At 68.4% G+C, this 11,445-nt stretch carries 14 protein-coding genes; 4 read left to right on the forward strand and 10 right to left on the reverse strand.

Translation table 11 applies throughout. From position 1 onward, the window contains the following. Positions 1–88: 88 nt before the first annotated feature. From rsfS to rplU, 9 genes are all read right to left on the reverse strand, one after another. On the reverse strand, positions 89–466 hold the full coding sequence (gene rsfS, locus LQ938_RS08345; RefSeq protein WP_223721056.1) for a ribosome silencing factor: 378 nt from the start codon (positions 464–466) through the stop codon (positions 89–91). Then, positions 463–1,635 carry a hypothetical protein gene (locus tag LQ938_RS08350; RefSeq protein ID WP_223721055.1) on the reverse strand — a complete coding sequence of 391 codons (1,173 nt, stop codon included), beginning with the start codon at positions 1,633–1,635 and terminating at the stop codon, positions 463–465. The genes rsfS and LQ938_RS08350 overlap by 4 nt, the downstream gene beginning before the upstream one ends. After that, positions 1,632–2,228: a nicotinate-nucleotide adenylyltransferase gene (gene nadD, locus LQ938_RS08355; RefSeq protein ID WP_223721054.1), complete on the reverse strand. Its 597-nt coding sequence runs from the start codon at positions 2,226–2,228 to the stop codon at positions 1,632–1,634. The genes LQ938_RS08350 and nadD overlap by 4 nt, the downstream gene beginning before the upstream one ends. 11 nt (positions 2,229–2,239) lie before the next feature. Continuing rightward, positions 2,240–2,470 (reverse strand): hypothetical protein, encoded by a 231-nt coding sequence (locus LQ938_RS08360; protein WP_223721053.1) that lies wholly within the window; start codon positions 2,468–2,470, stop codon positions 2,240–2,242. Positions 2,471–2,533: 63 nt separating this feature from the next. Further along, the gene (locus LQ938_RS08365; protein ID WP_223721052.1) at positions 2,534–3,820 is read right to left on the reverse strand and encodes a glutamate-5-semialdehyde dehydrogenase; all 1,287 of its coding nucleotides are present in this window, start codon (positions 3,818–3,820) and stop codon (positions 2,534–2,536) included. Positions 3,821–3,829: 9 nt separating this feature from the next. After that, complete coding sequence (gene proB, locus LQ938_RS08370) at positions 3,830–4,657, reverse strand: glutamate 5-kinase (RefSeq protein ID WP_223721051.1); 828 nt, start codon at positions 4,655–4,657, stop codon at positions 3,830–3,832. Next, a complete protein-coding gene (gene obgE, locus LQ938_RS08375) occupies positions 4,654–6,144 on the reverse strand; it encodes a GTPase ObgE (protein WP_223721050.1) in 1,491 nt (496 codons plus the stop codon). The genes proB and obgE overlap by 4 nt, the downstream gene beginning before the upstream one ends. Before the next feature lie 73 nt (positions 6,145–6,217). After that, a complete protein-coding gene (rpmA, locus tag LQ938_RS08380) occupies positions 6,218–6,475 on the reverse strand; it encodes a 50S ribosomal protein L27 (RefSeq protein WP_223721049.1) in 258 nt (85 codons plus the stop codon). An 18-nt stretch (positions 6,476–6,493) separates the two neighbouring features. Next, on the reverse strand, positions 6,494–6,802 hold the full coding sequence (gene rplU, locus LQ938_RS08385) for a 50S ribosomal protein L21 (protein ID WP_223721048.1): 309 nt from the start codon (positions 6,800–6,802) through the stop codon (positions 6,494–6,496). A gap of 229 nt (positions 6,803–7,031) precedes the next feature. Here rplU and LQ938_RS08390 point away from each other — a divergent pair, with 229 nt between their 5' ends. After that, positions 7,032–7,304 carry a DUF4031 domain-containing protein gene (locus LQ938_RS08390; RefSeq protein ID WP_223721047.1) on the forward strand — a complete coding sequence of 91 codons (273 nt, stop codon included), beginning with the start codon at positions 7,032–7,034 and terminating at the stop codon, positions 7,302–7,304. 7 nt (positions 7,305–7,311) lie between these two features. Here the strand turns inward: LQ938_RS08390 and LQ938_RS08395 are convergent, their stop codons facing one another. Next, a complete protein-coding gene (locus tag LQ938_RS08395) occupies positions 7,312–9,726 on the reverse strand; it encodes an Rne/Rng family ribonuclease (RefSeq protein ID WP_374197460.1) in 2,415 nt (804 codons plus the stop codon). Positions 9,727–10,012: 286 nt separating this feature from the next. On the opposite strand from LQ938_RS08395, the gene LQ938_RS08400 reads away from it, so the two are divergent. The 3 genes from LQ938_RS08400 to LQ938_RS08410 all read left to right on the forward strand — a co-directional run bounded on the left by LQ938_RS08400 (position 10,013) and on the right by LQ938_RS08410 (position 11,439). After that, positions 10,013–10,615: a vitamin K epoxide reductase family protein gene (locus tag LQ938_RS08400; RefSeq protein WP_223721045.1), complete on the forward strand. Its 603-nt coding sequence runs from the start codon at positions 10,013–10,015 to the stop codon at positions 10,613–10,615. Positions 10,616–10,733: 118 nt separating this feature from the next. Next, positions 10,734–11,138, forward strand: a complete 405-nt coding sequence (locus LQ938_RS08405; protein ID WP_223721044.1) for a YbaB/EbfC family nucleoid-associated protein — start codon at positions 10,734–10,736, stop codon at positions 11,136–11,138. A gap of 4 nt (positions 11,139–11,142) precedes the next feature. Next, positions 11,143–11,439, forward strand: a complete 297-nt coding sequence (locus LQ938_RS08410; RefSeq protein WP_223721043.1) for a WXG100 family type VII secretion target — start codon at positions 11,143–11,145, stop codon at positions 11,437–11,439. Positions 11,440–11,445 lie beyond the last annotated feature (6 nt).

The following is an 11,445-nucleotide window of genomic DNA, read 5'->3' on the forward strand; positions in this document are numbered from 1 at the left end:
GACGGCCCCTCGAAACCCGCGTCACCGCTCGCGCGTGTCGTCGCGAAGGCAACGAAACGCGCGAGGAACAGCGCTCGCGAGGGGCGCGTCAGTCGGTGGTCGCGCGCTCGGGGAGCTCGATCGGCACCGTCGGGCAGTCCTTCCACAGGCGCTCAAGCCCGTAGAACACACGCTCCTGCTCGTGGAAGACATGCACGACGAGATCACCGAAGTCGAGCAGGACCCAGCGGGATTCCTGGCGGCCCTCGCGACGCAGACGCTTGACGCCTGCCTCGAGCAGCTGCTCCTCGATCTCATCGGCGATCGCGGCCACATTGCGCTCGTTGCGTCCGGTGACGAGCAGGAAGATGTCAACGAGCGGCAGCGGCTCGGAGACGTCGAGCGCCACCAGATCTTCACCGCTCTTCGAGTCCGCCGCGCGTGCGGCGATCTGCAATGCGTCGATACCTGCGGATGTTGCGGTCATGCGAAAGCTCCCGTCGCCACGGCGAGGATGAGGACGCCCACCAGAGCAAGAGCGAGAGCGCCCGCCGTGATCGCAAGGGTGAGCATGAGCCGGCTGCCTTTTTCGGGAGCCGGCGGACGGATGATCTCGTCCGCACTGCGGACGGTGCTGATCGCGGCGCTGGCCGCGATCGGAGTAGGGGAAGAGGAGGCCGGAAGCTCACCGTCGACGAGGATGGCGTCTGCTTCCTTGCCGTCGGTCGTTCCAGGCGCGTGCCCGTGCGAACCGAGTCCCTCGGGAAGCGCGAAGGTACCCGTGATGAGCACCTCGCCCGTCGCCGCGATCGGCGATGTGAGCGAACCCGTCGAGGGCGTCTGCGACAGGATCAGAGCGTTCGGCGCCATCGACGAGCCGGTCGACGCGCTGTCGCGCGTGAGCAGGTGATCGAACGACGGCGGAAGTTCCACCTCGGGAGCAGCGCCCTCGAGCAACGCCGAGCCGAGCTGCGGTGAAACCGTGGCGGCGGGCTCCGGAGCGAACACTCCGGCGTCCGCGCCCTTGTGCTCCGCATTCTCGCGCGCGTCGTCCTCCTGCAGAGCGGCTTCCGCGGTCAGCAGCGGCGTCTGGTCGGCGGGACGCTCGTCGTCGACCGCATCGAAGAGGCCCGCGATCGTGCGCGTCACCGTCTCCGGCTCGTCGGCCTCCGTCGCCGGCGCTTCCGCGGGGGACTCGGATGCAGCGCCCGCCGGTGCAGCCACAGGGGCCGCGGGGGCATCCGGCGTGATGACCGGAATGGACGCCGTGCGGATGCGCTCCTGCTCGCGCGCGGCGCGGCGGGTGAGCGGCGAGACGCCGAGATCGACGCTCGCGTCGGAGCGCGGCGCGGGCGGCACCACGGAGGGCGCAGCCTCACGGGCGAGAGGGGCCGCCGGCGGCGTCTTCTCCGGCGCCGACTCGTTCGCCGGGGCCACAGTGTCCGCGACCGGGGCCTCATCGGCCGTCGCGGACGACTCGGCTGCGGTCGGCTCTTCGGGCGCTACCGGCGCCTCGACGGGCTCGACCGGCACGCGTTCGGCCTCGTCGGCCGCTGCCATGTCGGGCGTGACGATGGGTGTCGATCCGGTGTTCCGGATCTCGCGCATCTGCCGCCGGGTCAACGGCGGCGTGCGGGAATCTTCAGGGTTGCTCATGCCTTGCTCCGATAGAGGTGGTGCTTCGCAATGTACTGGACGACCCCATCGGGGACGAGGTACCACACCGGTTGCCCGCTACGCACGCGGTTCCGACAGTCGGTGGACGAGATCGCCAGGGCCGGGATCTCGAGCAAGCTGACCTCGCCGTCCGGCAGGCCTGCTGCGCTCAAGGGATGCCCGGGACGGGAAACGGCCACGAAGTGGGCGAGGTCCCACAGTTCATCATGGTCCCTCCAGCTGAGAATCTGCGCCACGGCGTCTGCTCCCGTGATGAAGAACAGCTCCGCATCCGGGCGCTGCGTCTTCAAATCACGCAGGGTGTCGATCGTGTAGGTCGGCCCCGAGCGATCCATATCGACGCGGCTCACGCTGAAACTCGGGTTCGATGCCGTCGCGATCACGGTCATCAGGTAGCGGTCTTCACTCGGGGAGACGGTCGATTTCTGCCACGGACGACCCGTGGGCACGAAAATCACCTCGTCCAAATCGAACGAGGTGGCGACTTCACTGGCAGCGACGAGGTGGCCATGATGGATGGGGTCGAAGGTGCCGCCCATCACGCCGATACGCGGAGGTCGATCCGCGGTCATCGCGGAGCCCGTCAGTGGCCCTGTCCGTGGCCGGTGGGCTGCAGATCCGCCGCGTGCTTCTCGGCGTACGCCTTCGCCTTGTGCGCGTGACGGTTCGACACGTTGCGGTACGAGAACGTGACGAGCGCCAGGGAGCTGAAGACGATGAACGCGATCACGCCGAAGCCGACGGTCTCGAGAGCGACGTTGCCGTGGTGCTCGGCCTCTTCTGCGAGGAGGGCGAGGGTCGTGGCAAAGCTCATCGGGATCTCCGTTCGGTTCAGCGGGGCGCGTCCGCGTCGTGCCCCAGTCTAGTCACTCAGCGTTCAGCCGCGGACCTGACCGTCGCCGCGCACGATCCACTTCGTGCTCGTCAGTTCGCGAAGACCCATGGGCCCGCGCGCGTGGAGCTTCTGGGTCGAGATGCCGACCTCGGCGCCGAAGCCGAACTCGCCACCATCGGTGAAGCGGGTGGATGCGTTCGCCATCACGACGGCGGAGTCGACCTCCGCGAGGAAGCGATCGATCGCCGCGGCATCATCCGTGATGATCGACTCGGTGTGATGCGTCGAGTAACGCCGGATGTGTTCCAACGCCCCGTCGAGATCATCGACGACCCTTATCGCGACATCGAGGCTCTGGTACTCGGTCTCCCAATCCTTCTCCTCCGCGGGCACGATACCGGGCGCCAAGCGGCCCACCGTATCGTCGCCGTGCACAGTGACGCCGGCCTGCTGCAGCGCTTCGACGACGGGACCCACGATGCGCTCGGCGGCGGCGGCGTGGACCAGCACGGTCTCCACGGCGTTGCAGACGCTGGGCCGCTGCGCCTTCGCGTTGACGACGATGTCGCGGCTGCGCTCGATCGGTGCCGTCTCATCCAGATACACGTGGACGACGCCGGCACCGGTTTCGATGACCGGCACGCTCGATTCCGACACGACCGTCTCGATCAGCTGGGCGCTCCCCCGCGGCACGAGAACGTCGACGATCCCGCGCGCCTGCATGAGCTCTTTCGCCCCCTCGCGTCCGAACGCATCGAGCGTCTGGATCGCATCGGGATCGACCCCGGATGCGGCCAACGCCTCCCGCATCGCCGCGACCAGCGCGGCATTCGTCTGCTCGGCGGCAGATCCCCCGCGAAGGACGACGGAGTTGCCCGAGCGGAGCGCCAACGCCGCGATGTCGACCGTGACGTTCGGCCGGGCCTCGTAGATCGATCCGACCACACCGAACGGCACCGCGACCTTCGTCAGGTCGAGCCCGTTCGGAAGCGTCCGCTGCTCCAGCACCCGTCCGACCGGGTCGGGCAGGTCTGCCACGTCGCGGACGGCCGCCGCGAGGGAGGCTACGCGCCCCGCATCCAGGGTCAGACGATCCTGCAGGGCGATGCTCAACCCGGTCTCCCGCCCACGGGCGAGGTCGGCGCCATTGGCCGCCACGACGGTGTCGACCGCACGCTCGATCGCGTCGGCCATCGCGTAGAGCAGATCGCGCTTGCTCGCGTCATCGAGAAGGGCGATCTCGCGGGCCGCATCCTTCGCCCGCAGCATCCGTTCGCGTGCGGTGGCCGGGGCAGCGGAAGCGAGCGGAGTGGCGATGGCCTGCGTCATCGCGCCAGTCTAGCGAGCCACTCCCACGGGGCCGGTCGCGGGCACGGACAACGGTGTCGGATTCGGCTCGAACCACGTACCGACCGGGCCGCCCGCGAGTGCCTCGTGCACCAGGTCGGCGCTCGTGACGAGCACGCCGATTCCGGACGCTGCCGCGAGGCGCGCGGCCGAAACCTTCGTCGCCGCTCCCCCGGTACCGACGCTGTTCACCACGACCGAGCCGAACTGATAGCCCGACAGGTCGTCACCGTAGGAGACCTCGTGGATCGGCCGCGCGCCCGGTTCATCCGGGGGCGCGGTGTAGAGGCAGGCGATGTCGCTCAACAGCACCACACCGTCGGCGCCGATCAGCTGCGCGACGAGCGCCGCGAGCCGGTCGTTGTCGCCGAAGCGAATCTCGTGGGTTGCGACCGTGTCGTTCTCGTTAACGATCGGCAGGATCCGGAGCCCGAGGAGCCGCTCCATCGCGCGGCGCGCATTGGAGCGGTGCGTCGGGTTCTCCAGGTCTCCTGCGGTGAGCAGCACCTGCCCGGCGACGATCCGGAATGGGCGCAGAGACTCCTGATACCGGTAGATCAGGATGTTCTGTCCGACTGCCGCGGCGGCCTGCTGGGTCGCCAGGTCGGTCGGCCTGCTGTCGAGCTCGAGGAACGGCATCCCCGTCGCGATCGCGCCCGACGAGACGAGGACGACCTCGGTGCCTCGTCCGTGCGCGGCCGCGAGAGCCTCGACGATCGGCTGGATCTTCGCGGCGTTCTCACCGCTGATCGACGACGACCCGACCTTCACCACGACACGACGCGCGCCGGCGAGTTCGGCGCGCGTGCGGGCCGTCACGCGTCGTCCTTGCGGACACGCTCCGCTTCGAGCTCGGCGCGTGCTTCCGCCTTCGCATTCATCCGCTCGTGATAGCGCTCGCGTCGCTCGGACGTCGTCCGACGATCGTTTTGGAACAGACGCGGGTCGGTTCCTCGCGGCGCCGTCATGAGCTCCGCGGCGGAAGACAGCGACGGCTCCCAGTCGAACACGATGCCATCGCCCTCGCCGATGACGACCGTCGCCCCGGGAACAGCCCCCGCGCGGAAGAGCTCGGTCTCCACACCCAGCCGGTCGAGGCGCTCGGCGAGGAACCCGACCGCTTCTTCGTTCTGGAAGTCGGTCTGCTGCACCCAGCGCACCGGCTTCTCGCCGAGAATCCGGTACAGGTTGCCGTACGTGCCGCCCTCGACGCGCACGCTGAACTCCTTCTCGGAGCCGCGCGGACGGATGACGATGCGCTCGGGTACCGGCGCGTTCGCCGTTTCGATGCGGTGCTGTTCGACGATCTCGCCGAGCGCGAAGTTGAGCTCGCGCAGGCCCGCACGACTCACCGTCGAGATCTCGAAGACGCGGTAACCGCGCGCTTCCAGATCGGGACGCACGAGTTCGGCGAGCTCCTTACCCTCGGGCACGTCGATCTTGTTCAGCGCGATGACCTGAGGCCGGTCGAGCAATGGCACCTGGCCGTCCGGAACCGGGTACGCGGCGAGCTCCGCGAGGATCACGTCGAGGTCGGACAGCGGATCGCGGTCGGGCTCGAGGGTCGCGCAGTCGAGCACGTGCACCAGGGCGGTGCAGCGTTCTACATGGCGAAGGAACTCGAGGCCGAGCCCCTTTCCTTCGCTCGCGCCCTCGACGAGGCCGGGAACGTCGGCGACGGTGAATCGGGTTTCGCCCGCCTGGACGACACCGAGGTTCGGATGCAGCGTGGTGAACGGGTAGTCCGCGATCTTCGGGCGGGCCGCCGAGAGAGCGGCGATGAGGCTCGACTTCCCCGCGGACGGGAATCCGACCAACGCGATGTCGGCGACGGTCTTCAGCTCGAGGAGGACGTCCCCCTCCCACCCGGGCGTGCCGAGCAGCGCGAACCCGGGAGCCTTGCGCTTGACCGACGAGAGCGCGGCGTTGCCGAGCCCCCCGCGGCCACCCGGGGCGACGATGAATCGCATCCCCGGCTCGACCATGTCGACGAGCACCGTGCCGTCGGGATCCTTCACGACCGTGCCGATCGGAACCAGCAGTTCGAGCGACTCGCCGTTGGCACCGGACCGGTGATCGCCCATGCCGAAGCCGCCGTTCGTGGCGTGGCGGTGCGGCGAGTGGTGGTACGACAGCAGCGTCGTGACCTGGGGGTCGGAGACGAGGACGATGTCGCCACCGTTACCGCCGTTCGCCCCGTCGGGGCCGGCGAGCGGCTTGAACTTCTCTCGTTTGACCGACACACAACCGTTGCCGCCGTTGCCGGCGCGCAGGTGCAATGTCACTCGATCAACGAACGTGACCATGTGCTCCTGCTTCCTGAATGACGCGAGGGGCGGGCCGAAGCCCGCCCCTCGCGAACGAATACGTCAGTGCGGACTAAACCGCAGCTTCGACGATGTTGACGACCTTGCGGCCGCCCTTGGTGCCGAACTGCACAGCACCGGCCGACAGCGCGAAGAGCGTGTCGTCGCCGCCACGGCCGACGTTGTCGCCGGGGTGGAAGTGCGTGCCGCGCTGGCGGACGATGATCTCGCCGGCGCTGACGACCTGACCGCCGAAGCGCTTGACGCCCAGGCGCTGCGCGTTGGAGTCACGACCGTTGCGGGTGGAGCTTGCGCCCTTTTTATGTGCCATCTCTTCGTCTCCTGGGACTTACTTGATGCCGGTGACCTTGACGCGCGTGAGGTCCTGACGGTGACCCTGGCGCTTCTTGTAACCGGTCTTGTTCTTGAACTTCTGGATCACGATCTTGGGGCCGCGCTCTTCGCCGAGAACCTCGGCGGTGACGGTCACCTTCGCGAGCGTGTTCGCGTCGGTGGTGACCGCGTCTCCGTCGACCAGGAGGACGGCGGGAAGCTCGAGCGTCTCGCCGATCTTCGCCCGCTGACGGTCGAGGACGACGATCGTGCCGACCTCGACCTTTTCCTGCCGGCCACCGGCGCGCACAACTGCGTAAACCACTTCACACCTATTTCGTCTGGGAGCGTACGGCTCCGATTGTCTGGAAAGCCTCCGACTCGAGAGCCGGAGAAGTCCTGATGCGAGATCGGGTCGCGCTCCGCGCGGCCGCGGGCCGGTAAAGGCGACGCACCAAAGGAATACTTTACCCGATGATTCCTGAACGGCGCAAAGTCGCCCCCGCCGTGTCGCACACAACCTCGGCAGTTCGGGGCGCCCGTAGGCTTTGGGAGTGGCAATTCTGATCGACGATCCCCGCTGGCCGGCACACGGTCGGCTCTGGTCGCATCTGGTCAGCGACTCGGATCTCGCCGAACTGCACGCCTTCGCCGCCGCCAACGGCATTCCGCGCCGAGGATTCGACCTCGACCACTACGACGTCCCCGACGAGGCCCACGAGCGGCTCGTGGCCGCCGGTGCGCGCGCCGTCGACGGTCACACGCTCGTGCGGGCGCTCATCGCTTCGGGGCTCCGCATCACCGCCCGCGAACGTCGCGGACGGTGACGCGGAATCAGTCCTGATCGGGCTCGTGCACGACCGGCGTGCCGGTCAGCGCGGCGGTGCTGACGCGGCGACGCGCGCGGCCCTGGCCGGGAGCTTTCGGCTCCGGCAGGGCGCTCAGCACCGAGTCGAGCAGCAGATCCTTCTCCGTGCGGGGCTTCGCATCGTGACGGGGCTTGTTGCGCTTCGGGCGCCCGCGCCCTTCAGCGGGTTCCGCTACCTCGATGCTCGTCACCACGGTCGTCGTCTCCTCGGCGGTGACCTCCTCGGCCCCCGCGTGGATCGTAGATGCGGCGATCTGTGCGAGCGCGGACTTCACGCCCTCCGTGATCACGTGGGTCTGCGCCGGCGGACTGGCCGGCGCCTGGGGCGGCGGCTGCTGGCGACCGCGGCGACCGTTGCCGCCAATACTGCTGTTTCCGCCTCCGTTGCTGTTCCCGCCGCCGTTGCCGTTGCTCGAACGGTGCTTCGTCACGGGGTCGTGGTGCACGATGACGCCGCGGCCGGCGCACACCTCGCACGCTTCGCTGAAGGTCTCCAGGAGGCCCAGCCCCAGCTTCTTGCGGGTCATCTGCACGAGACCGAGCGAGGTGACCTCGGCGACCTGGTGCTTCGTGCGGTCGCGGCTCAGGCATTCGATGAGCCGGCGCAGCACGAGATCGCGATTGGATTCGAGCACCATATCGATGAAGTCGACGACGATGATGCCGCCGATATCGCGCAGCCGCAGCTGTCGAACGATCTCCTCGGCCGCTTCGAGGTTGTTCTTGGTGACCGTCTCCTCGAGGTTTCCCCCGGAGCCGACGAACTTTCCGGTATTTACGTCGACGACGGTCATCGCCTCGGTGCGGTCGATCACGAGTGACCCACCCGAGGGCAGCCACACCTTGCGATCGAGCGCCTTCTCGATCTGCTCAGTGACGCGGAGGTCATCGAACGGGTCGCCATCACTGTCGTACCGCTCGACGCGCTCGAGGAGGTCGGGGGCAACGCCCGCGAGGTATCCCTCGATCGTGCGCTGCGCGTCATCGCCCTGGATCAGCATCCGGGTGAAGTCCTCGTTGAAGACATCGCGGACGATCTTCACCAGCAGGTCGGGCTCGGAGTGGAGCATCGCGGGCGCCTGCATCGACGAGACCTGAGTGCTGATGTGCTCCCACTGCGCAGTGAGTCGCTGCACGTCGTGCGTGAGCTGCTCTTCGGTGGCACCTTCGGCAGCGGTGCGCACGATGACCCCTGACGACTCGGGCAGAACCTCCTTGAGGATGCGCTTCAAACGCGCACGCTCGGTGTCGGGGAGCTTCCGCGAAATGCCGTTCATGGCTCCGCCCGGGACGTACACGAGGTACCGGCCCGGAAGCGAGATCTGGCTCGTCAGGCGTGCGCCCTTGTGGCCCACCGGGTCCTTCGTGACCTGCACGAGGACCTTGTCGCCGCTCTTGAGGGCGAGCTCGATGCGGCGCGGCTGGTTACCGGTCTCGACCGCATCCCAATCCACCTCGCCCGAGTAGAGCACGGCGTTCCGGCCACGGCCGATGTCGACGAACGCGGCCTCCATGCTGGGCAGCACGTTCTGCACGCGACCGAGGTACACGTTGCCGATCAGCGACGCCTCCTGGTTGCGTGCGACGTAGTGCTCGACGAGGACGTTGTCTTCGAGGACCGCGATCTGGATGCGGCCACCCTTGGAACGGACGACCATGACCCGGTCGACGGCCTCGCGTCGGGCGAGGAACTCCGCCTCGGTGACGACCGGCCGACGCCGGCCGGCGTCACGGCCGTCACGGCGGCGCTGCTTCTTGGCTTCGAGGCGTGTCGACCCCTTGATGCGCTGCGGCTCGGTGATGAGCTCGACAGCGCGCTGGCGGGGGGCGCGGGGCGCCTCGGCCGGTTCGTTCGGTTCGGTGCGCTCTCCGCGCTCCGGTGCGCCCCGGCGACGTCCGCGCCGCCGCGCATTCGCGGAGACCGGCACATCGTCCTCGTCCTCGTCGTCGTCCGGCTCGACGAGAGCCGGGCGCGGGACGAAGGCGGGGGCGTAGAAGTGCAACGCCGTGGAAACGGCCGACACGAACTTCTCGGGCAGAAGACCGAGCGCCACCGCGGTGAGTTCCTGGGGCTCGGCAGCTGCCGCAGGTTCTGCTGCGGGCGCCGGCTCTGCCGCTGGCAGAGGCTCTTCCTCGGCAGGTGCCTCTTCCTCGGCCGGTGCCTCGGACACCACATCCGTCTCAGTCACCGTCTCCGGCGCCGTCACGGACTCTGCGACGGCCGGCTCATCCGTCGGTGCGTCGACCGGTTCAGGAACGTCCACGACAGATGTCGTGTCAACCGCGGACGACTCAGGCTGCGCACCCGCGTCGGGCGTCAGCGCGCCGCTCTCGGCGTCGTGGTTGTCGTTGTTGTCGAATTCAACTGCGTCATCGGCTATCACCGGCGTACTCCCCACCGGGCGACACCGCGCGTCACCCGGCGAAATCTCGTGCGGCTCCGCACCTGCGGTGCCACGAACTCACTCGGTCTGCAGCCGGCACTCGGCTCGGGCTGCGGGGCGGTCATCGCCCAAAGTCTGCGTGATGCCCTCGCGGCGCGGCCGCGCGGTGCATCACGGACCAGTATCGCATCCCCCGGCCGAATCTGCGCGATCGGGGCCGATCGGTGCGTCTTCCTCGACGATCACGCGGCGGGCGGATAGGCGGGGGTGTCATAATCCGGCCATGCCCGAAGCCCCTGCCCCCGCGCGTCCCACCATCCTCGCGGTCTGGCTCATCCTCGCCGGCGCGGTCGGATGGTGGGCCGCGTTCTCGCTCACCACCGAGCGCTTCCACCTCTTGACGGATCCGACGGCGACCGCCTCCTGCGACTTCAGTGTGCTGGTGCAGTGCACCGCGAATCTCGAGTCCCCGCAGGGCAGCCTCTTTGGTTTTCCCAACCCGATCCTCGGCCTCGGCGGCTGGATCGCGCCGATCGTCGTCGGGGCCGCGATCCTCGCCGGTGCTCGATTCGCACGGTGGTTCTGGGCGCTCTTCTGGGTCGGGATGCTGGGGGCGTTCGTCTTCGTCTGCTGGCTCATCAGCCAGAGCATCTTCGTGCTCAGCACCCTGTGCCCCTGGTGCATGGTCACGTGGGTGGTCACGATTCCCTCGTTCTATGCGGTCACCCTGCACGTCGTCCGGAGCGGAGTCGCCCCCGTCGGGCCGCGCGTGCAGCGGATCGCCGACTCGCTCATGTCCTGGGTGCCGCTGATGGCCATTCTCAGCTTCGCGGTCATCGCGGTCCTCGCCCAGGTGCGGCTCGACGTGCTCGGATCGCTCTTCTGACCGCTCCCGACCTCGGCGCGGAACGCCTTCCCTCGCGGTCGGATCGGATTATCCACAGCCTTTCCGTCGGCCCACGCGCCTTCGCTAGGGTGAGGGCGATGCTTGAGGGGGGCCGTTCATGACGCTCGAAAACGACACGCTGGCTGCCGTCGAATCCGCACGGATGCGGGTTATCGCACAGACGGAACGCGCACGAACTGCAGCGAAAGACGCCGCGGTCATGGCGGACGAGGTGCGTGCGGCGGCGTCGACCGCCCGCTCACCCGGGGGTGAGGTGTCGGTGACCGCGCAGGCCGGGGGCGCCGTCACCCGAGTCGACATCACCGAGCGCGGGCGCGAATGGGATGCCCGCACACTGTCGAGCGTGCTCACCGACACGATTCGCAAAGCACAGCGCGAAGCGGCCGAGGCGGCCGTCCGCCGCTTGTCGTCATCGGTCGGCGCGGATTCTCCGCTGGTATCGAGCGTGCGCGCGCAGATCGACGCCCAGTTCGGCACCGATTCCGTCATCGAGAACCGCTGACGCGATGGACCGCCTGGAAGTGAACCCGGCCAAGATCGCTGAATCCGCCGCGTCGATCGCGTCCGCGGGAAAGGCGATCGACGACGCTCTCGCGCAACTCGACGAAGCGGCCTCGGTTCTGCGATCGCAATGGTCCGGAGATGCGCAGGTCGCGTACGACGCTGCCCACGCGAGGCTGGCAGACCTGTTCGCGACGCGCACCGAGCTCCTGCAGACCGTCAGCACGGCGCTCGACCAACTCGCGACGGGGTACTCGACCGTGGACCTGGAGGGCGCTCACACATTGGGCGTATCCGGATGAGCCACC

Source organism: Microbacterium sp. cx-55 (assembly GCF_021117345.1).
In the GTDB taxonomy this organism is placed as follows: domain Bacteria; phylum Actinomycetota; class Actinomycetes; order Actinomycetales; family Microbacteriaceae; genus Microbacterium.